The sequence below is a fragment of the Klebsiella sp. KPN54798 genome, from assembly GCF_021184225.1.
Lineage (GTDB): Bacteria > Pseudomonadota > Gammaproteobacteria > Enterobacterales > Enterobacteriaceae > Klebsiella > Klebsiella pneumoniae.
Genome location: NZ_CP089234.1, coordinates 80503 through 100279, shown reverse-complemented (window position 1 = coordinate 100279; position 19777 = coordinate 80503). Strand labels below are relative to the sequence as shown.

General features: G+C 55.8%; 17 protein-coding genes, 1 tRNA gene and 1 pseudogene. 10 read left to right on the top strand and 9 right to left on the bottom strand.

The features are described 5' to 3' along the window. The first annotated feature begins 101 nt into the window (after positions 1-101). Both LPQ25_RS00500 and LPQ25_RS00495 read left to right on the top strand, forming a co-directional pair. Positions 102-1661 carry a PTS transporter subunit EIIC gene (locus LPQ25_RS00500; RefSeq protein ID WP_014906764.1) on the top strand — a complete coding sequence of 520 codons (1560 nt, stop codon included), beginning with the start codon at positions 102-104 and terminating at the stop codon, positions 1659-1661. Positions 1662-1673: 12 nt separating this feature from the next. Then, a complete protein-coding gene (locus tag LPQ25_RS00495; protein ID WP_004150228.1) occupies positions 1674-3053 on the top strand; it encodes a family 4 glycosyl hydrolase in 1380 nt (459 codons plus the stop codon). A 190-nt stretch (positions 3054-3243) separates the two neighbouring features. Here LPQ25_RS00495 and LPQ25_RS00490 read toward each other — a convergent pair whose 3' ends face one another. The 3 genes from LPQ25_RS00490 to LPQ25_RS00480 all read right to left on the bottom strand — a co-directional run bounded on the left by LPQ25_RS00490 (position 3244) and on the right by LPQ25_RS00480 (position 7847). Next, entirely contained in the window at positions 3244-3966 is a 723-nt protein-coding gene (locus LPQ25_RS00490; RefSeq protein ID WP_014906763.1) for a MurR/RpiR family transcriptional regulator, read from the bottom strand. Between the two features lie 155 nt (positions 3967-4121). Further along, positions 4122-6440 carry an alpha-xylosidase gene (gene yicI, locus LPQ25_RS00485; protein ID WP_014906762.1) on the bottom strand — a complete coding sequence of 773 codons (2319 nt, stop codon included), beginning with the start codon at positions 6438-6440 and terminating at the stop codon, positions 4122-4124. Positions 6441-6452: 12 nt separating this feature from the next. After that, positions 6453-7847 (bottom strand): glycoside-pentoside-hexuronide family transporter, encoded by a 1395-nt coding sequence (locus LPQ25_RS00480; protein WP_014906761.1) that lies wholly within the window; start codon positions 7845-7847, stop codon positions 6453-6455. Positions 7848-8139: 292 nt separating this feature from the next. Here LPQ25_RS00480 and LPQ25_RS00475 point away from each other — a divergent pair. From LPQ25_RS00475 to LPQ25_RS00465, 3 genes are all read left to right on the top strand, one after another. Beyond that, a tRNA-Sec gene (locus LPQ25_RS00475) sits at positions 8140-8234 on the top strand. Between the two features lie 161 nt (positions 8235-8395). Continuing rightward, positions 8396-9571 (top strand): tyrosine-type recombinase/integrase, encoded by a 1176-nt coding sequence (locus tag LPQ25_RS00470; RefSeq protein WP_014906760.1) that lies wholly within the window; start codon positions 8396-8398, stop codon positions 9569-9571. A 5-nt stretch (positions 9572-9576) separates the two neighbouring features. Next, entirely contained in the window at positions 9577-10950 is a 1374-nt protein-coding gene (locus LPQ25_RS00465) for a HEPN domain-containing protein (protein WP_041937799.1), read from the top strand. Between the two features lie 217 nt (positions 10951-11167). Here LPQ25_RS00465 and LPQ25_RS00460 read toward each other — a convergent pair. Beyond that, positions 11168-11323, bottom strand: a pseudogene (locus LPQ25_RS00460) (phage polarity suppression protein); the annotation flags it as partial. 209 nt (positions 11324-11532) lie between these two features. On the opposite strand from LPQ25_RS00460, the gene LPQ25_RS00455 reads away from it, so the two are divergent. The 3 genes from LPQ25_RS00455 (at position 11533) to LPQ25_RS00445 (ending at position 13382) form a co-directional block, all read left to right on the top strand. Then, positions 11533-11970, top strand: coding sequence for a DUF3237 family protein (locus LPQ25_RS00455; RefSeq protein WP_232160807.1), 438 nt, complete (start codon positions 11533-11535; stop codon positions 11968-11970). Between the two features lie 112 nt (positions 11971-12082). Beyond that, a complete protein-coding gene (locus LPQ25_RS00450; protein ID WP_002922964.1) occupies positions 12083-13090 on the top strand; it encodes a zinc-binding alcohol dehydrogenase family protein in 1008 nt (335 codons plus the stop codon). 1 nt (position 13091) lies between these two features. After that, positions 13092-13382 carry a putative quinol monooxygenase gene (locus tag LPQ25_RS00445; RefSeq protein WP_004889187.1) on the top strand — a complete coding sequence of 97 codons (291 nt, stop codon included), beginning with the start codon at positions 13092-13094 and terminating at the stop codon, positions 13380-13382. Positions 13383-13433: 51 nt separating this feature from the next. Here the strand turns inward: LPQ25_RS00445 and LPQ25_RS00440 are convergent, their stop codons facing one another. Beyond that, a complete protein-coding gene (locus tag LPQ25_RS00440) occupies positions 13434-14132 on the bottom strand; it encodes a winged helix-turn-helix transcriptional regulator (protein ID WP_014906756.1) in 699 nt (232 codons plus the stop codon). A gap of 372 nt (positions 14133-14504) precedes the next feature. On the opposite strand from LPQ25_RS00440, the gene LPQ25_RS00435 reads away from it, so the two are divergent. Beyond that, on the top strand, positions 14505-15554 hold the full coding sequence (locus tag LPQ25_RS00435; RefSeq protein ID WP_014906755.1) for an NAD(P)-dependent alcohol dehydrogenase: 1050 nt from the start codon (positions 14505-14507) through the stop codon (positions 15552-15554). On the opposite strand, the gene LPQ25_RS00430 is transcribed toward LPQ25_RS00435, so the two are convergent. After that, entirely contained in the window at positions 15551-16504 is a 954-nt protein-coding gene (locus LPQ25_RS00430; protein ID WP_014906754.1) for a GlxA family transcriptional regulator, read from the bottom strand. The genes LPQ25_RS00435 and LPQ25_RS00430 overlap by 4 nt on opposite strands. 21 nt (positions 16505-16525) lie before the next feature. Continuing rightward, positions 16526-17305 (bottom strand): MBL fold metallo-hydrolase, encoded by a 780-nt coding sequence (locus LPQ25_RS00425; RefSeq protein WP_014906753.1) that lies wholly within the window; start codon positions 17303-17305, stop codon positions 16526-16528. A gap of 165 nt (positions 17306-17470) precedes the next feature. Between LPQ25_RS00425 and LPQ25_RS00420 the strand changes: the two genes are divergently transcribed. Beyond that, complete coding sequence (locus LPQ25_RS00420) at positions 17471-18031, top strand: NUDIX domain-containing protein (RefSeq protein WP_014906752.1); 561 nt, start codon at positions 17471-17473, stop codon at positions 18029-18031. Here LPQ25_RS00420 and LPQ25_RS00415 read toward each other — a convergent pair. Together LPQ25_RS00415 and nlpA are read right to left on the bottom strand one after the other, a co-directional pair. Then, positions 18021-18875: a DMT family transporter gene (locus LPQ25_RS00415; protein ID WP_002922972.1), complete on the bottom strand. Its 855-nt coding sequence runs from the start codon at positions 18873-18875 to the stop codon at positions 18021-18023. The genes LPQ25_RS00420 and LPQ25_RS00415 overlap by 11 nt on opposite strands. 24 nt (positions 18876-18899) lie before the next feature. Continuing rightward, a complete protein-coding gene (gene nlpA, locus LPQ25_RS00410) occupies positions 18900-19709 on the bottom strand; it encodes a lipoprotein NlpA (RefSeq protein WP_004212461.1) in 810 nt (269 codons plus the stop codon). Between the last annotated feature and the right edge of the window lie 68 nt (positions 19710-19777).

Below are 19777 nucleotides of genomic sequence, written 5' to 3'. Positions count from 1 at the left end.
CGCAACAGGTTCCTTTCAAATATCAGAGTTGCTATAACCAAATCACTGGAAGTCGATAAAAAACCGCTCCCTGTACCTACAAAAATATAAAAGGATCAATCATGCCTGAAATACGTCAGCGTATTCTGGAGAATATGCAAAAATTCTCCCGGGCCATGATCGGCGCCGTATTGTTCTTGCCGGTCATTGGCTTAATTCTGGCCCTCAGTTCAGTATTAACTAATCCGACATTAATTGCTGAAACCAGTTTCTTACATCAGCTTGGGCAAATGCTCGGCGACACCTTTTGGCCTTTATTTGGCAACCTCGGCTTATTATTTTGCGTCGGCATCAGCTATGGCCTGGCAAAGGATAAAAAAACCGAAGTCGCACTGGTTTCAGTGATGTGCTTTATTATGTTTCTTGGCGCCAACCACTCCTGGCTGGAACACACCCATGGACTCGCCGAAAAAATTAACGGTGAATATTATGGCACCGGGCAAACCCAGCTGCTGGGCTTTGTGGTGGTGGATATGGGCGTTTTCCTGGGCATTATTCTCGGCTGCACGATTGCGTGGGTGCACAATAAAGTCTCTGCCATTGAGCTGCCTGGCGCGCTGTCGATGTACGGCGGCGCCAAGCTGACGCTGGTGGCGATGACGCCGGTGGTTATCTTCTACGCCATCGCCTTTACCTGGATTTGGCCCTTTATGACCCACGGCATCTCCGCCCTCATCGGTTTTATGAAAAATGCCGGGGTCGCCGGGGTCTTCGTCTATGGTTTCTTTGAAAAATTCCTTATCCCCACCGGCCTGCACCATTTCGTCTGGTCCCCCTTCCAGCTCACCCAGATTGGCGGCACGCTGAACGTGGATGGTCAGGTGGTCTCCGGCACCCAGGCCATTTTCCTCGCCTATATGCGCCATCCCGACCTGACGCCGGTCATGAACGACGCATTACGTTTTTCGCAGCAAGGGATGACCACTATCTTTGGCCTGGCGGGCGCCTCGCTGGCGTTCTACCACACCGCGAAACCGGAGAAGAAAGCGATGGCGAAGGCGATTCTGCTGCCGGCGATTATCACCTCGATGCTGACCGGCATCACCGAGCCGATTGAGTTCACCTTCTTATTTGTCTCACCGCTGCTGTGGGTGATCCACGCGACGTTAACCGCCGCCTCGCAGGCCATTTGCGACATCTTCACCGTACGTCCCTGGGGAGCATCGGGCCTGATCGAGTTTCTGATCTATAACCTGCCGCTGCCGGTCTCCTTAACGCGCTGGCCGGGCTATGTCCTTATCGGTATCGGCCAGTTCGCCGTCTACTACGTGATTTTCCGCACCCTGGTGGTGAAGCTGAACCTGAAAACGCCGGGCCGGGAAGATGACGAGAACGTGAAGCTCTACAGCAAAGCAGAGTACCGCCAGAAAGTCGCGCAACCGCAGTCGGTCACCGATGACATTATCCGCGGCCTCGGGGGCAAGGAGAATATTCTCTCCGTCGATAATTGTTTTACTCGCCTGCGCGTGGCCGTGCGCGATATGGCGCGGGTTGATGACACGCAATTAAAAAATACCGGCGCCAACGGCGTCGTACGCAATCGAAATGAAGTTCAGGTTATTTATGGCGTCAAAGTGGGACAGGTACGTTCCCGGGTTGATAACTGGTTAGCAGAAAATTAATGAGGAGTATTTATGAAATTAACCGTATTAGGCGGGGGCGGCGTTCGCTCTGCATTTTTAGCGAAATCTCTGGCCTATAACGCTCACCGCATTGGTTTAACAGAAGTCGTTTTTCTCGATAACTCTGCTGATAATCTGGCGATATTTGGCGAAATTGCCCGCTATGTATTTAATACCATTCGCCCGGATATTCAGTTTAGTACCACCACCGACCCGGTCGCAGCGCTGCAGGACGCCAACTATATCATTACCACCCTGCGGGTTGGCGGCGATGAAAGCCGCATTCGCGACGAACGAATTGCGCTTGAGCATAACACTCTCGGCCAGGAAACCACCGGCGCCGGCGGTTTCGCGATGGCCATGCGCTCGATCCCGGCGATCCTTCGCTATTGCCGGCTGATCGAAGAACATGCCGCCGAAGACGCTATTCTGTTTAACTTTACCAACCCGTCAGGTCTGGTGACGGAAGCGATTATTAAGTCCGGCTTTAAGCGCCGGGTCTATGGAATCTGCGATGCCCCCTCCGAGCTGATTCGTGAACTGCCGGCGATCCTTGGCTGTGAGGAGCGCGACCTCAGCGTGGAATGCTATGGTCTGAACCATTTCTCCTGGTTTACCCACTTCACCGTCCGTGGGGAAGAGGTGACCGAACGGCTGATCGCCAGCCCGGAACTGTACCAGAAGACGGCGATGCAGTACTTCTCCCCGGAGCTGGTACGGCTTTGCGATAATCAGCTCCTCAATGAATATCTCTATTATTACTACTATCGCGACGAGGCGCTGAAGGCGATTCAGGGGGCCGGCGAGACGCGCGGAGAGCAGATCGCCCGCATCAATCAGGAGATGCGCGAGGCGCTGCGCACCGTGGATGCCAGAACGCAACCGGAGGCCGCCTTCACCATCTGGATGCAGCATTATCTGCGCCGGGAAAACAGCTATATGCAGAACGAATCCCGGCAGGAGAAATTCCACACCCGCGAACCGCTGACGCTGCGCCAGTTTATCGAAGAGCCGGACACCGGCGGCTATGCCGGAGTGGCGCTGGATATCCTGGAAGCGGTGAACAGCACCACCACCAAGCGGATCGTGGTGTCGATCCAGAATAATGGCACGCTCGATTTTTTACGCCCGGACGACGTGATCGAGATCAGCTGCGACCTGAGCCGGGATGGCCTCAAGCCGGTGACGCCGGTGAAGGTGCCGACAGCGCAGAAGAATATGATTGCCTGCGTGAAGGAGTATGAGCGGCTGGCGGTGGCGGCGATCCTGCAGCAGGATAAATCGCTGGCGGTGCGGGCGCTGATGGCGCACCCGCTGATCGGTTCCTATTCGCTGGCGAAAACCCTGGTCGAAGCCTACCTCGACGATGAGCAGTTCGCCGCCTGGCGGTAATCCGCTGCCGATGGGATTCCCCCGCTCGCACCGCGCTTAGCGGGGCTACGAACGGAGCGGTTTGTGTTTTATGTAGGCCGGGTCAGGCGTAAGCCGCCACCCGGCAAAATAGCCGTATCACCCGGTAGCCCGGATAAGGCGCCAGCCGCCATCCGGGAACTCCCCCCGCTCGCACCGCGCTTAGCGGGGGCTAACTATTGCTGCGTAGACTGGTAAACCACATCTTCAATAGTCGCTCAAAGCCTAAGATGCAGTAGCCGAAAAACGGGTTGCTCCAGTAAATATCATCATCGAACTTCTGCGGGTCGTGAATAATAAACGCCGTATCCGCGGCCTGCGCCAGCGGGCTTTGGTAGTCGCCGGTAAAGCAGACCAGATTAATCTCCTTCCCCTCCAGGGCCTTCACCCAGTTAAGCGCCGAGCTGCTGCGCCCGGATTTAGAAACGATCCAGATGGAGTCGAAGCGGGCGGCGTTTTTCTGTTCGAGGATTTCATAATCCGGCCACAGCGCCAGGCTGGCATTCACGCCGGTGACGAGGAACTTGTTGTAAATATACTGGGCGATTAGCTGCGAAAAGCCGCTGCCGTGGATCAGGATGCGCTGCTGTTTAAGGCTTGCCAGCAGCGGCGTCAGCGCTTCTTCCGGCTGAACGCTCATGTAGTCGATATCGTTGGTGACATCGAGCTTCGGCATGGTGATATTGAACTTGATGAAATAGACCAGCTCCAGCCAGCCGCTGAACTTCAGTTTCTTTGCCAGCCGGACCAGGGAAGAGGGGTTGCTGTAGCACTGTTCGGCCACAGCGCGAACTCCCTGGCGGATACACTGCTCCGGGTCGTTCTGAATAAAGCGCAGCACGGTCATTTCCGTTTTGCTTAGCTTCACGTCACGAAAGATATTTTCTACGTCCATGGCGGGCTCCTCTCAGCGGCAGAATACGCTAACACCGTTCGACAACCGCGTCTGCGGCCTGAGTCACCACAATGAAATGAACGTTACTTTTTGTACAAAAATGGAATAAAAAAACCCTCTCCGCCGGGCGAAGAGGGCTGCTGCTGTTAACCTATTTACAACGTAATCGTCAGCGTATTGCCCTCGGCGCTCACCACCACTCCCCATTCGCTACCGGTCTGCGTACCGCCCTGCACGCCCGCGACCTGCGGGATATTGCGCAGACATAACGTCCAGCCGCGGGCCTCGCCTTCGCCGCTCACGGCGATGGCGTTGCCCTGGCGCCTGGCCTTCAGGGTGAAGATCGTCGAGCCGTCTGCCGCCGGAACGTCACAGCGTGCCTCGCGTCCATCCTCAAGGTGGAACAGCTGGAAGGCGGTGCCCTCATGCCAGGCGTAATCCGGCTTCTGGTCATTGTTGCCCAGCGCCAGCAGGGTGTTGTCGCGAACGTAGACCGGCAGGCTCAGTGCATCGTGATGCTGCTTATGCCAGCGGCTACCCGGCAATTCATCGTTATGCCACAGATGCGTCCAGTGCCCTTCCGGCAGATAAAACTGCACTTCGCCGGCCTCGGAGAACACCGGCGCCACCAGGACCGAATCGCCCAGCATATACTGGCGGTCGAGATAGTCGCAGGCCGGATCGTCCGGAAACTCGAGCATCATCGCGCGCAGCATCGGCGTGCCGCACTCGTTGGCCAGCGCCGCCTGACGATAGAGATACGGCATCATGCGGCATTTCAGCTGCGTGAAGTGGCGCACCACGTCGCAGGACTCGTCATCGTAGGCCCATGGCACCCGATAGGATTTGCTGCCGTGCAGCCGGCTGTGGCTGGAGAGCAGGCCGAAGGCGCACCAGCGCTTGTAGACGTGGGCCGGCGCGGTGTTTTCGAAACCGCCGATATCGTGACTCCAGAAACCAAAGCCGGACATGCCGATCGACAGCCCGCCGCGCAGGCTTTCCGCCATCGATTCGTAGTTGGCGTAGCAGTCGCCGCCCCAGTGCACCGGGAACTGCTGCGCGCCCACCGAGGCGGAGCGGGCGAACAGCACCGCCTCCTGCTCGCCGACGGTCTCTTTCAGCACCTTCCACACCAGCTCGTTATAGATGAAGGCGTAGTGGTTGTGCATTTTCTGCGGATCGGAACCGTCAAACCACTGGACGTCGGTCGGGATACGCTCGCCGAAGTCGGTCTTGAAGCAATCGACCCCCATCGCTACCAGACCTTTTAACTTGTCGGCGTACCACTGGCAGGCTTCCGGGTTGGTGAAGTCATAAATCGCCAGCCCCGGCTGCCACTTATCCCACTGCCACAGCGAACCGTCCGGGCGCTTCAGCAGATAACCCTTCTCTTTCAGCTCCTTGAACACCGGCGAGCGCTGACCGATGTACGGGTTGATCCACACGCAGACCTTCAGCCCTTTCGCCTTCAGGCGCTTGATCATCCCTTCCGGGTCCGGGAAGGTCTGCGGATCCCATTCAAAATCGCACCACTGGAAGGCCTTCATCCAGAAGCAGTCGAAGTGGAAGACGTGCAGCGGCAGATGGCGCTCAGCCATACCGTCGATGAAGCTATTCACCGTCGCTTCGTCATAGTTGGTGGTGAACGAGGTCGTCAGCCACAGACCAAACGACCATGCCGGCGGCAGCGCCGGGCGGCCGGTGAACTGCGTATAGCGGTTAAGCACCGCTTTCGGTGTCGGGCCGTCGATGACGAAGTACTCGAGGTATTCGCCTTCAACGCTGAACTGGACTTTAGAGACTTTCTCCGAGCCCACCTCGAAGGAGACGCGCTGCGGATGGTTGACCAGCACGCCGTAGCCGCGGTTGGTCAGATAGAACGGGATATTTTTGTAGGATTGCTCGGTGCTGGTGCCGCCGTCCTCGTTCCAGGTTTCTACCGTCTGGCCGTTGCGCACCAGGGCGGTAAAGCGCTCGCCGAGGCCGTAGACGGTTTCGCCGACGCCGAGGTCGAGGCGCTCAAACATGTAGTTGCGCTGGGTCTTACTATCCTGCACGTAGCCGTTGTTTTTTAGCTGGCTACCGGTGATACGCACGCCGTCGCGCAGAAAATCCAGCGCCCAGAATTCGCCTTTAGTCACCCGCACGCTGAGGCTGCCGCTTTTCAGCTCAGCGAACCCGGCCGTATTTTCTATTTCGACATGGACGTCTTTCTGCACGTTCAGCGGATAGTGCGGACCGTTATCCAGCGCGCCCTGAAAGTGCTCCATGCGCACGCCGATTATCCCTTCCTGAGGCGAGAAAAAGCGCAGGGTGAACAATGGCGTATCCAGCTGCCAGGCGCGTTCGCGGACATCGCGCGGCGCGGCATAGACCACCATTTCATTCCCCTGCTGCTCCACCTCGTAAACCTGTACGGGTTGGATCAGGTTGAGCCCTGGTTGAATGAGCCAGTTTCCATCACTGATTTTCATTAAAACGTCCTCTTAGTTTTGCCATTCTTTGTCGATCGGGGCGGCGGTGAATTCTTGTTCGTTGCGACGCGCGCCCTCGGCCAGCTCGGCCATCATTTTTTTCAGGAACGGCGTTTTCAGCGTGTAGTAGCGTTTGGCGATCACCGCGCTCAGCAGGTAGCACACCGCCGGAACGAGGGTGAACAAGGCGATAATGATGGTGAGGGTGGCGCTGTTCTGGGTTTTAGCGGCGGCGTCATAGCCGCCGCCGGCCAGCATCCAGCCGATCAGCGCGCCGCCCAGCGCCAGCCCTAACTTGAGCACAAACAGGGTACCGGCGAAGCTGATGCCGGTCAGGCGTTTGCCGTTACACCATTCGCCGTAGTCGACGGTGTCGGACATCATTACCCACTGGATTGGCGTCACCAGCTGGTGCAGTACGCCAATGACGAAGATAAAGACAAACATGGTGATTTCGGCGTCCATCGGTACGAAGAACATCGCCACGCTGAGCACCGCCAGGAGGGCGTTGGTCCACCAGAAGACGCTGACTTTGCATTTCCAGTCGGTCAGCGGTTTCGCCAGCGCCGAGCCAATCAGGTTGCCGACGCAGTAGGTCGTGAGGAAGGCGGTGAACAGCGCCGCCGAGCCCATGATCCAGGTGGTGTAATACATCATCGCGCCGCCGCGAACGCAGACCGCGAGGATATTGAGGATGGTGAGCACGCCGACCACCCGCCACTGGTCATTGCGCCAGATATCGCGCAGGTCTTCACGCATCGAGGTACTGCTCGGCGGCGCTTCGACACGCTCTTTGGTGGTAAAGAAGCAGAAGGCCAGCATCAGGAAGGCAATCACCGACAGCACCGCGATGCCCCCCTGGAAGCCGAGCGCTTTGTCTTCGCCGCCGATAAAGTTGACCAGCGGCATCATCAGCACGGTAGAGAGCATGCCCCCCGCCGTCGCCAGCACGAAGCGCCAGGACTGCAGCGAAATGCGCTGCGTCGGGTTGTCGGTGATCACGCCGCCCAGCGCGCAGTAAGGGATATTCACCACGGTGTAGAGCAGGGTCAGCAGCGTGTAGGTCACGGCGGCGTAGATCAGCTTGCCGTTGTGGCTTAAATCCGGCGAGCTGTAGGCCAGCACGCAGACGAGGCCGAACGGGATAGCGCCAAAGAGGATCCATGGGCGGAACTTACCCCAGCGGCTGCGGGTACGGTCGGCAAGCAGACCCATACACGGGTCGGAAATCGCGTCCAGCGCGCGCGCCAGCAGGAACATGGTGCCGACAAAGCCGGCGGGGATACCAAAAATATCAGTGTAGAAAAACATCATATACAACATGACGTTATCAAAAATAATGTGGCTGGCGGCATCACCCATGCCGTAACCAATTTTCTCTTTGACGGACAAAATGTGATCTTTCATATGCGCACTATTCCCTTAGCGGCACCGAGGGTTGGTACCGGTTACGGTTTTTGTAAACCTTTGCCGCACTAAGATGAATTGCGATATCTCGTTATCAGATTACGTTTCTTGTTTTCTGTGATCGTGGTAGGGAATCAGGGAGTGAAAAAGTGTAACTCACGGATTTTGTGAGGATTTGTCCAGGACTGTTCTGTAAAGTCCAGTTTTAACAGTAAAAAAGTGCGTTTAGGTATGTGGTAAACGGCTGAAAGTAGCTATAATGCGCCCCGCCTCCATGTAGCAATCGAGGCGCGGAAGATCGTCATCTCCGGTGAGGTGGCTGGACTTCAAATCCAGTTGGGGCCGCCAGCGGTCCCGGGCAGGTTCAACTCCTGTGATCTTCCGCCAAAATTTCTCCGCAGCCATCCGAGAACGTCTAAAAAACCTTTATTTTCAACACATATTGTAAATGACTCATCCGTAACCGTCCGACAAGTTCTCACTGAATCCAAGATAAATATGTATAGTGATGTGTATAGATTTTTTATACACATTTTTGGCTTATACACATGGCACTTACAGATATACAAATCAAACGAGCAAAGCCCCAAGAAAAGCCATATACATTGAACGATGGGCAAGGCCTGTCGTTGCTTATCAACCCCGATGGCTCGAAGGGCTGGCGGTTCCGTTTCCGCCTTGCTGGGAAAGCGCGGTTAATGTCATTTGGTAGCTACGACCTTGTGAGCCTCGCAGAAGCACGTGAGAAACGCGAGACGTCCCGTAAGCAGGTTGCAAATGGCATTGACCCCGTTGAGGAACGCAAATCACAAAAACTCGCTCAGAAGCTATCAACAGAAAACTCTTTCGAAGCCATATGTCGAGAATGGCACACTAACAAAGCTGACCGCTGGACAGTGGCCTATCGCGAAGAAATCATTAAGACATTCGAGAAAGATGTGTTCCCGTTCATTGGTAAACGCCCTAACAGTGAAATCAAGCCGTTAGAACTGCTTGAAGTATTGCGGCGAATAGAGAAGCGTGGAGCGCTGGAGAAAACACGCAAAGTGCGCCAAAGATGTGGCGAGGTTTATCGATATGCAATTATAACTGGCCGCGCTGAATATAACCCAGCACCTGATTTAGCTATCGCCTTGGCCGTTCCTAAGCAGAAGCACCACCCTTTTTTATCTGCCGAAGAATTACCTCATTTTATTCGTGATCTGGAAGCGTACACCGGTAGCATCATCACCAAAAATGCTACAAAGATAATCATGCTAACTGGTGTAAGAACGCAGGAGATGCGCTTTGCTACGGGGGATGAAATTGATTTAGAAAAGGCAATTTGGGAAATCCCAGCAGAACGGATGAAAATGCGTAGGCCGCATATTGTTCCTTTATCTACCCAGGTCATTGACCTCTTTAGGCAACTCAAGCCTATTACCGGTCATTATCCTTATATTTTTATCGGCAGAAAAAACCGCAGTAAGCCAATTTCGAAAGAAAGTGTCTCTCAAGTGATTGAGTTACTTGGCTACAAAGGCCGTGCCACAGGTCACGGATTCAGACATACAATGTCCACTATCCTGCATGAGCAGGGATTTGATAGTGCATGGATTGAAATGCAATTAGCGCACGTTGATAAAAATAAAATTCGCGGCATTTACAATCATGCTCAATACATAGAAGATCGAACGAAAATGATGCAGTGGTATAGTGATCTTTTCACTGAGCCCAAAAGGTGAAAATAATGAGTGCAAGTTTAGATGATGTAAAAGATTTTGACTTTGTGATCTCAGAAGCATTTAGAATAGATGTTGGATTAGATTCACCTAATTTTAGAGAGTTTTATAATCAAGAGTACAATAGAGATTTTGGTTCAATCGGAATGACAATAAATGCACCGATTGAGTTAATCTCAAAGAATAGAACAATTCCACAAAGGCAAATACATCTTTCATACGCTTCAAATGAGAGATTGCATTTAATATCCGCAAGGTTCATAAAATCAAATAGGCTAGAAATGTTAGTCACAGTTGATGAGTTTGTTGAAAATATAAAGAAAAGTCTTTATGTTCATACTTTCATTGATGACGGTGACGATGGCATAAAAGGATATACCCAACTTCTCAATAAAGCACTAAAAAAAACAAAGAGAGAAATGATACAAGAAGATTTCTTTTTCCCTATCTTGGCCCATGGCCTTGATAAAGAGAAGATATGCATTGGTCGCGCTGAGATTATATCAGCACAGCATATGTACTCAATGATTAACGATAACCTTACAGAAGAACAAATATTATTATCCAGAAGATTTTGCTCTGCACATAAATATCACTACGGACATTTCTTAAGAATTCCAGTTAGCAAGCGCTCTAAGAAAAGCCGAGAGAGAATAGCTAAAAACATTGCAGGGTTTGTAGTTGGAATACTCCAATTATTCAGTGAACATTATCACATATCACCTGATTTCTTGAGCCTTTCAACGAGTCCATATCCTAATTATGAAGGTTTTTACTTCACAAGAACATCAAATAATGATTTCAACTATAATCACTCATCCAAGGGAAGAATAACTTGGAGCGACAAATTCTGGGATAAATTTGAAAGTGATTATAATTCAGACTTAGGGGAGGTACTGTCTCGTCTAATAGATCTAGCCATAGAACCCAATGAGAGAACAATAATTGCTGATCGATTGATTGATGCCATTTATTTGTTTAGCAGCGCTCAACAGGATAAAGATGATAGTTCACGCATAGTAAAATTAGCAACAGCCCTAGAACGATTGGTAAGCCTTCCAAGCGAGAAAAAGGATGAGTCTACAACTAAAAACTTCGTAAGCCGAGTATCGTCATTGGTTTCCATTTATTATCCTGATGAAAAAGACTGGGCTAAGGTTTCAAAAGAAATGTATGAAATCAGATCTAATATTACTCACGGCGCATGGTCTTTATATCGTGGGGTAGATCCATTATATTCATCTAGATATAGCGAATTAACAAGCAGAGCCATTTTCTCTGCGTGCATAGGGTTTTATAAACGAAGTTTTACTAGCGATAACAATGATCGATTAGTAAAAGAATTCTTCGATTTTTTAGAAAATGCCATAAAAGAAAAATAAATTGTTGTTGCTATCTCGGCGCGCAATGCTCTCCCCGCCACGCCTGCCCGCTTAAGGGACTACTTTTAATGCAGGTGCAAAGGTGGCCTCAGGCTGCGCCGCGGCTGGCGCTGGCAGGGAATGCAGGAGCAGGAAAACGCATGCAAAACCATGCACCTTATGGATGCATGGCTTAATTCGGGAAAAATGACGGGATTTACGGGGATTTTTTGACAGGCTACTGCGCGGCCAGCCCGGCGCGTCGGCGGGCGTAAATCATGTTCTGTGCAGGGGTGAATTTTTCATGATTATCATCCCGCGACGGCGCGTCAGGCCTGTATCCGATGGCCGTTAAAATATCGCTGTCCTGTGCAGAATAATTAATGTCATTTCCTGTGATCTTCCGCCAGTTTGCCTCTGCTCTCCCAAAGCCACGCCATACCAACCTGAGCCCCCAAACTCATCATCCCAGCCAATCATTTTCATCCAAACCCTGCGTTATTTTGTCTCTCGCAAACCCGTTACACTGGCGCGGTGGCCGCGTGCCGTTAGCAACCGAAACAGGAGAGCCATAATGACCCCGAACTCAGACACTGTTTTTCCATTACCATCCAGGTTGATAAACCGATAATCGTCTCCCGCAGCCCGCAGACCGGTAAGCGCCAGCTGATCCCGATTGTCGGCGGCAGCGTCTCGGGTCAACTTCGCGGCCACGTATTACCCGGCGGCGTCGACAGCCAGATAATCGAACCCGACGGCACCTGCAGGCTGTCCGCCCGCTATGCCCTACAGGTGGCGGAAGGCACGGTCTATGTGGAAAACAATGGCATCCGCCGGGTGCCGGCCCAGTATCATGACCAGCTTTTCGCCGACGATATGCGCTTTTTTAGCGATATTCCGCCTGAAGCCATCTATTTTCGCACCGTGCCCACCTTTGAGGTGGATGCTCCCGCGCTCAGCTGGCTAACCACCTCGCTGTTTATCTGCGCCGGTGGCCGGACCCAGGATGGGGTGATGCTCGACTTCTATCAGGTGGGCTGATTTTCACTTTCTGCATATAACTGTTATTGCCGTTAGCCCGTTTTTCCCCTCCCGGCAGCGGTCTACGATGGCTCCATCTTTTCATTCACCCGAATCACAGACCGGAGCAGTTATGAAAGCTATCGCCATTACTCAAGCCGCCGCTGACGGCAACAACATCCCTTCTTTAACCGAGATCGACCTGCCGATCCCCACCGCCCACGGGCGTGATCTGCTGGTCGCTGTGAAGGCTATCTCGGTCAATCCGGTAGACACCAAAGTGCGCGCCGGCTTTCAGGGTGACACGCCGCGGGTGCTGGGCTGGGACGCCGTTGGCGTGGTGCAGTCCGTCGGTGAGGAAGTGACGCTGTTCGCGCCCGGGGACGAGGTCTGGTACGCCGGCGCGCTGGGCCGGGCCGGCAGCAACAGTGAATATCAGCTGGTGGATGAGCGCCTGGTGGCGCACAAACCGCGCACCCTCGATAATGCCTCCGCCGCCGCGCTGCCGCTGACGGCGATCACCGCCTGGGAGCTGCTGTTTCACCGTCTCGGCGTTGAGGAAGGCGGCAATGCGGGCGACACGCTGCTAATCGTCGGCGCGGCGGGCGGCGTGGGGTCTATCCTGACCCAGCTGGCCAGTAAACTGACCGCCATGACGGTGATCGGCACCGCCTCGCGTCCCGAGAGCCAGCAGTGGGTCCGCGAGGCGGGCGCGCACCATGTGATCGATCATAGCAAGCCGCTCGCCGACGAGCTGGCGCGCATTGGTATCACGTCGGTAACCCATGTCGCCAGCCTGACCAATACCGAGCAGCACTTCAACGCGCTGATCGACGCCCTCGCCCCGCAGGGCAAGCTGGCGCTGATTGATGACCCGGAGACCCTGGACGTGGTGCCGCTGAAAGCGAAAAGCCTGTCCCTGCACTGGGAATTTATGTTCACCCGTTCAATGTTTGAGACGGATGATATGATCGCCCAGCATCAGCTGCTCACCCGCGTGGCGGCGCTGATCGACAACCACACTATCAAAACCACCCTTGGCGAACACTACGGCGCCATCACCGCCGCCAATCTGCAGAAAGCGCATCGCCAGCTGGAAACCGGACGCGCCGTCGGCAAGATCGTGCTGGAGGGGTTTTAAGATGATATCGCTTATCGCCGTGCTCAAGGCGAAACCGGGCCAAACGGACGCCCTGCGTCAGGCCCTGCAGGCGCTGCTCCTGCCGACGAGACAGGAGCCGGGCAACCTCGACTATGCCCTGTTTCAGCTGCGCGACGCGCCGGACACCTTCTATATGCGCGAGGCGTGGCAGGGACAGGACGCCCTCGATGCCCATGTCGCGATGCCCTATTTTCAGGCGTTTATGGCGCAGATGGAGTCTCTGCTGGCTGAGCCGCTGCGGCTGGACTTTCTGACGCCGGTTGAGCCTTAGCAGGTTTGATTCACGAGGGGTGGGAAAATCACGCCCCTCCGCCGCGCGGGTTTAAAAGTGGGCGGGAAGCGGGTGGGCGATGGTCCTCAGCACACCGCGATGGACCGTAATGTAACCACCTTTGCGCAGCTCCGACAGAATCGACATAATGCGGCTGCGCGACAGGTTGGTACGGCGCTGAATAAAGCTCAGGACGTTGATTTGGCGACGATATGCCTCCGGATAGTCCGCCAGCTCTGTTAGCAGGGTTCGCACCATCGGATAAGAATCCACCCCCACCATCTCCTGCGAACGCATGCTCAACACCATCAGCCGCTGCGCCAGAACATGGGCCATCTCCTGCCACAGGTTTTGCGCATTGAGGATCTCGACCGCGGCCTGGTGTCCTATCCAGCGTCCGCGCAAATCTGTCTCAGCAAACAGAGAGCAGTGGTGTTTTTCCGGAATACCGTTAAAGACGCCGTAACCATCGATTAATCCCAATAGCGAAGGGGCAAATATCGTTGATATCACCATGTTGTTTTCCGCATGGCATAGCGAGGCAATCCCCTCTTCGAGCAGAATTAATCCGGATTCAGCCTGGGTCGGCGGAAAACGATAATAGGTCGATCGCGGCAGCGCAAAGGGTGAGCTGGCGGGCAGGAACGCAGATAACAGGGATTCCACCGCGAATAACGGCTTTGTCTGTCTTCCGTAATAAAAAGACGGTAACGCCTGGTCAGTAGAGAGGCTGGCTGCAGGGATCGACATGGTTTTTATGCCATCAGGTCAGGTTGAAAAAGTGATTCGTTGAGAATCATAGTATCAACAGGTGAATTAACGAATAAAAGACAAGACGTTACGAGGATAAAAAGAGTGTAAGCATCATTATCTGCAATAACTATTTATCTCTATTTTACAGGAATAAAAAATACGATGAGCCTTAATTACCTATAAGGCTTAGCGGCGATAAAGATAAGGCCACCTTATTATTTACTGCGCTGGCTAACGCCGCGCCTGAGGGTTTCTCTACCGCTTTCCCCCTCGCATCTCGGCCAGTCCAGGCTACGCTTATCGATGCCACTGACCACCCGCATTCCCCTCCCGTTCTATTGAGTCCATTCATCAAGAAGAGGTTTCGCTATGCTGATCAACGCTATTGGTACCTACTCCGCCAGCCAGCCGCTGGAATCAATGGCCATCACCCGCCGCGACCCGGGGCCGCAGGATGTACAGATCGCCATCGCTTACTGCGGCGTCTGCCACTCCGATCTCCACCAGGCGCGATCGGAATGGGCAGGAACGCTGTATCCCTGCGTGCCGGGGCATGAAATTGTGGGTCGGGTGACCGCGGTCGGCAACGCCGTCTCGCGCTACGCCGTCGGCGATCTGGTGGGCGTCGGCTGTATGGTCGATAGCTGTCAACAGTGCGAAGAGTGCGCCGAGGGGCTGGAAAACTACTGCGACCACATGGTGCTGACCTATAACGGGCCGACCCAGGACGCGCCGGGACACACGCTTGGCGGTTATTCACAGCAGATCGTGGTCAATGAACGCTACGTGCTGCGGATAACCCATCCCGAAGCGCAGCTGGCCGCCGTCGCGCCGCTGCTGTGCGCCGGGATCACGACATACTCGCCGCTGCGCCACTGGCACGTCGGGCCGGGTAAAAAAGTCGGCGTGGTCGGCATCGGCGGCCTCGGGCATATGGGGATCAAGTTGGCCCACGCCATGGGGGCCCACGTGGTGGCCTTTACCACCTCCGAATCCAAGCGTAATGCGGCCAGAGCGCTGGGCGCCGATGACGTAGTGGTGTCGCGCAATGAAGACGAAATGGCGGCCCACGTCAAAAGCTTCGATTTCATCCTCAACACCGTGGCGGCGCCGCACAATCTCGATGCCTTCACCACGCTGCTGAAACGCGATGGCACCATGACGCTGGTTGGCGCCCCGACCACGCCGCATCCGTCGCCGGAAGTGTTCAATCTGATCTTCCGCCGCCGGTCGATTGCCGGCTCGATGATCGGCGGTATTCCGGAAACTCAGGAGATGCTCGACTTCTGCGCCGAACACGGCATCGTCGCCGATATCGAACTGATCCGCGGCGATGAGATCAACGAAGCCTGGGAAAGAATGGTCAAGGGTGACGTGAAATACCGCTTCGTGATCGACAGTGCGACCCTCGCCGGCTAAGCGCCGCGACGAAAGGTACGCCGCCATTCCGTCGGGCTGACGCCAAAGCGCGCTTTAAACTGCTGGCGCCAGGTGACCGCTGAAAGATAGCCCACCGCCTCCGCCACCTGCTCGACCGGCAGATCGCCCGCCTCAAGCAGAGTCTGGCTGCGGCGCAGACGTTCGGCGGTCAGCCAGTCGGTAATGCTCATCCCGGTTGCCCGGGCGAAGTGGCGGGTCAGGGTACGGCGGCTCATCGCCACCACCCGGGCCAGCGAATCGAGACTGTGCGGCTCGGCAATATGCTGCTGCAGATAATCCAGCAGGCAGTTGATTCGCGCATCGCGGGTGTTTTTCGGCACCGGCTGGGCGATAAACTGCGCCTGGCCGCCCTCGCGGTGCGGCGAAACAATCATCCGCCGGGCGATCTGGTTGGCCGCGAGGCTGCCGAAACGCTGGCGGATGATGTAGAGGCAACAGTCCAGCGCCGCCGCGGTGCCCGCCGAAGTAATGATCCGCTGGTCGTCGACGTACAGGGCGTTGATATCCAGCTGCACCTGCGGAAACCGGCGCTGGAAATCCTGCTCGAACTCCCAGTGAGTCGCCGCTCGCCTGCCATCCAGCAGCCCGGCGTAGCCGAGGACAAACGCGCCGAGACACAGGCCGACAATCTCCGCGCCGTTATCCCGGGCCCGCACCAGGCTATCAAGCAGCGCCTGCGGCGGACGCCGATCGACCTCGCCCCAGTAAGGCACCACCACGATATCCGCCTGTTCCAGCGCGGCGAAATCGCCGGTGGCGTACAGCGCAAAACCATCGCGGGCGCGCAGCAGCCCCGGCCGCTCGGCGCAAATGTGCAGATTAAAGCGTTTGATTTCCGAAACCGAATCGCCAAACAGCATGCAGGGGACGGCGTAGTGAAACGGGCTAAAGCCCTCTACAGCGACAATCGCCACGTCGGTGAGTTTCATCGTCCTTTCCCCTTGCGCATGTTAATAAACCACGGTTTCCCCATCCTGCGGGATACTCACCACATCGGCAATCTGATTATCCAGCGCATACTGGCGCATCTCTTCCCGGCTCACCAGACAGTGGTTGACCGCCTCGAGGTGGATAGCCATGATTTTCGCTTCCGGCAGGGTGAAGTGCACGTTCAGGAGATCTTCCTTGCCCATGATAATCGGGCCAAAGCCGATGACGTGGGCGTAGCCGGCGTTCAACACCACCACGTCCGGGCGCAGCTTCAGCAGGTCGGCTGCAATGTCATCACGCCAGATGGTATCCCCCATCAGCCACAGCGTCTTCTCCTGCGGATGGCGAAACACCACGCCGCAGGCCTCGCCCAGGCGTTCAGCCATCGCCGGCACCGCGTAGGTGCGGTCGCTGCCGTGTTGGCCGGAGGTGGTTTTCAGCAGACGCACGCCGGCAAATTCGCTGTCTGCCGACAGCAGGCGCAGATCCTGAAATCCCTGGCTGCGCAGCAGCGCGGCGTCGGCCTCATGCTGGACGAACACCGGCAGGGTTTTCGGGATCGCGGCGATCGCCGCCGCGTCCCAGTGATCGTCATGGGTATGGGTGACGATCACCGCATCAACGTCGATAATTTTATCGCGGGAAAACGGCAGCTCAACCAGCGGATTGCGCAATTCGCTGCGCGCGGTGCCCGGAAAACCCGGCCAGGCGCCTTTGTCCGCCAGCATCGGATCGATGAGAAATCTTTTCCCGGCGTAGTCAATAATCTGGGTCGCATTACGGATGTGGGTGATGTTCATGTTGGCGTTCCTCTGGGGTCATCTGACGAACATCGTACTGAGTCCCCGCCTGGCTCAACAGGGGCGTTTGGGCAATGATCGATGAAATCGGGCCAACCTGCGGCGGTTGCCATCCGCCTCCGGCTATGTTGTTCTTAAGGCTCAATTTTTGACAGGAGTGGCAGGATGAAAAAGAAACTGACCGCCGCCGATATGCACGACCCGCAGGTCATCGCCGAGACGCCGTGGTTCAGCATGCGTAAGGTGGGTATTGATGTCGCCCCCGGCGAGCGCCGCGACTTTTATTCCATTTATTACCCGCGCCCGGCGGTGGGGATTGTGGCCATCCAGGATGAGAAAGTGCTGCTGATTCGCCACTACCGCTACCTGATCGATAAGGTGGTGTGGGCGATACCTTCTGGCGGCGTCGATGAAGGGGAAGACCCGGCGGTCGCCGCACTGCGCGAGCTGCGGGAAGAGACCGGCTGGCAGGCGCAACGCGTTGAGGAGATCATTCGCTTTAACCCCTCCTACGGCAGCAGCGATCAGCTATTTATCACCTGGCTGGCCACCGGTTTACGCTGGGTGGGGATGGATGCAGATCAGGATGAGGTGATGGAGACCGGCTGGTTTACCTTCGACGAGATAAACCAACTGATCGCCCGCGGCGAGATGCCGGACGGGCTGTCGCTGGTGCCGCTGCTGCAGCTGATGGCGCAGCGGCGAAGCGGCTCGCTTACGGCTTAAGCATCCGCCAGCGGAACCACAGCTGGGCCACGAGGATCAGCACGCCGCCGATAATCTTCTGCAGCGGCAGCTGTTCGCCGTACCACAGCGCGGCGGCAATGACCGTCAGCAGCGGTTCGAGCACCATGATGATCGCCGCGCTGGCCACCGCCGCGTACTTCTGCCCCTTCATCTGCAGACCGAAGCGCAGGCTGGTAGCGATGACAATGCTGGCCACCAACCAGCCGAGAGTCGGCAGGGTCATCGGCTGGTCCCAGCGTTCAACGGCAGCGGAGATGGTCAACCCGACGATACCGGTGATCGCCAGCTGCACGGTGGTCAGGGGGATCAGCGGTACTTCACGCGCGCAGCGGCTGGTGTAACAGAACCAGATTGACTGCACCAGCGCCGTCAGCAAAAACCAGCCCTGGCTGGGGTGGAAGGCTATCGGCATATGCAGACTGAGCAGCCCCAGGCCTACCACCGCGATCGGCAGGCACTCCCACCAGGCGCGAGGCGGGCGCACCTTCATCATCACCCATGCGGTCAGCGGGACGAACATCATCGACAGGCTCATGATAAACGCCCCTTCGCCGAGCGACGCCGTCGTGGAGACCGAATAGATCCACAGGCAGAGGTTGAGCGCAAACCAGAGTCCGCTGATGATGAGTTTTGGCCAGTGCTGCTTTTGCGGGCGAAAACCGCGGCAGAACGGCAGCAGAAGCAGCGCGGCGAAGAAAAAACGCAGCCCAAGAAACGCGAACACCGGCATGCCGGCGATCGCCTCGCGGGAAAATATCCAGCCGCAGGCGGCAATCACCGTCGCGGCAATCAGCAGCAGGTCAGCCTGCCGTTGGCGTACCATACGCGCCTCTCCCTGTGTGTTGGCTTACCAGCCAGGCACCGCGCCGCCGTTGAAGATAGTCTCTGCCGCCTTCGCCACCTCCGGCGACTGGTACGACTGCATAAACTCCTTCACGTTTTCCGCGTCTTTATTGTCTTCTCGGGTCACGATGATGTTCACGTAGGGCGAGTTTTTATCTTCGATAAAGATGCCGTCACGAACCGGCGACAGCCCGGTTTGCTGCAGGTAGGTGGTGCTGATGATGGCCACGTCGACTTTGGGATCGTCGAGTACGCGCGGCAGTTGCGCCCCTTCCAGCTCCATGATCTTCAGGTTATGCGGGTTGTCGGTGATATCCACCGCCGTCGGCAGCAGGCCGGTCCCGGCTTTGAGGGTAATCAGCTTCTCTTTTTGCAGCAGCAGTAGCGCCCGCCCGAGGTTGGTCGGGTCGTTGGGGATAGCGATCGTCGCGCCGTCTTTCAGTTCGGCGACTGACTTGATCTTGCGCGAATAGCCGGCCATCGGGAAGACGAAGGTATTCCCGACCGCCACCAGATGATAGTTATGCGCTTTGTTGTCCTGCTCAAGGAAAGGCCGATGCTGGAAGACGTTGGCGTCCAGATCGCCGGCGTTGGTCGATTCGTTAGGCAGCAGCGAGCCGCTGAACCCCACCAGCTCGACCTCCAGACCGTACTTCTCTTTGGCCACCTTCTTCGCCACTTCCGCCACATCCTGCTCGGCGCCGTTAATCACGCCGACCTTAATGTGCTTCGCTTCATTACCCTTTTGGTCGCAGCCGACCAGCGCCAGACCCGCCAGCATTACCGCGGCGGCGGCCCGTAAACGTAATCTCATCCTCTTCACCCTGTCTGTCCTGAATGTCATTGTTTTTTTTCGTGCAAAACTATAGCGACTTTCGGGTC

Coding starts and splice junctions, on each gene's coding strand:
- LPQ25_RS00500 (WP_014906764.1), top strand. CDS start 102: ATGCCTGAAATACGTCAGCGTATTCTGGAGAATATGCAAAAATTCTCC.
- LPQ25_RS00495 (WP_004150228.1), top strand. CDS start 1,674: ATGAAATTAACCGTATTAGGCGGGGGCGGCGTTCGCTCTGCATTTTTA.
- LPQ25_RS00490 (WP_014906763.1), bottom strand. CDS start 3,966: ATGGACGTAGAAAATATCTTTCGTGACGTGAAGCTAAGCAAAACGGAA.
- yicI (WP_014906762.1), bottom strand. CDS start 6,440: ATGAAAATCAGTGATGGAAACTGGCTCATTCAACCAGGGCTCAACCTG.
- LPQ25_RS00480 (WP_014906761.1), bottom strand. CDS start 7,847: ATGAAAGATCACATTTTGTCCGTCAAAGAGAAAATTGGTTACGGCATG.
- LPQ25_RS00470 (WP_014906760.1), top strand. CDS start 8,396: ATGGCACTTACAGATATACAAATCAAACGAGCAAAGCCCCAAGAAAAG.
- LPQ25_RS00465 (WP_041937799.1), top strand. CDS start 9,577: ATGAGTGCAAGTTTAGATGATGTAAAAGATTTTGACTTTGTGATCTCA.
- LPQ25_RS00450 (WP_002922964.1), top strand. CDS start 12,083: ATGAAAGCTATCGCCATTACTCAAGCCGCCGCTGACGGCAACAACATC.
- LPQ25_RS00445 (WP_004889187.1), top strand. CDS start 13,092: ATGATATCGCTTATCGCCGTGCTCAAGGCGAAACCGGGCCAAACGGAC.
- LPQ25_RS00440 (WP_014906756.1), bottom strand. CDS start 14,132: ATGTCGATCCCTGCAGCCAGCCTCTCTACTGACCAGGCGTTACCGTCT.
- LPQ25_RS00435 (WP_014906755.1), top strand. CDS start 14,505: ATGCTGATCAACGCTATTGGTACCTACTCCGCCAGCCAGCCGCTGGAA.
- LPQ25_RS00430 (WP_014906754.1), bottom strand. CDS start 16,504: ATGAAACTCACCGACGTGGCGATTGTCGCTGTAGAGGGCTTTAGCCCG.
- LPQ25_RS00425 (WP_014906753.1), bottom strand. CDS start 17,305: ATGAACATCACCCACATCCGTAATGCGACCCAGATTATTGACTACGCC.
- LPQ25_RS00420 (WP_014906752.1), top strand. CDS start 17,471: ATGAAAAAGAAACTGACCGCCGCCGATATGCACGACCCGCAGGTCATC.
- LPQ25_RS00415 (WP_002922972.1), bottom strand. CDS start 18,875: ATGGTACGCCAACGGCAGGCTGACCTGCTGCTGATTGCCGCGACGGTG.
- nlpA (WP_004212461.1), bottom strand. CDS start 19,709: ATGAGATTACGTTTACGGGCCGCCGCCGCGGTAATGCTGGCGGGTCTG.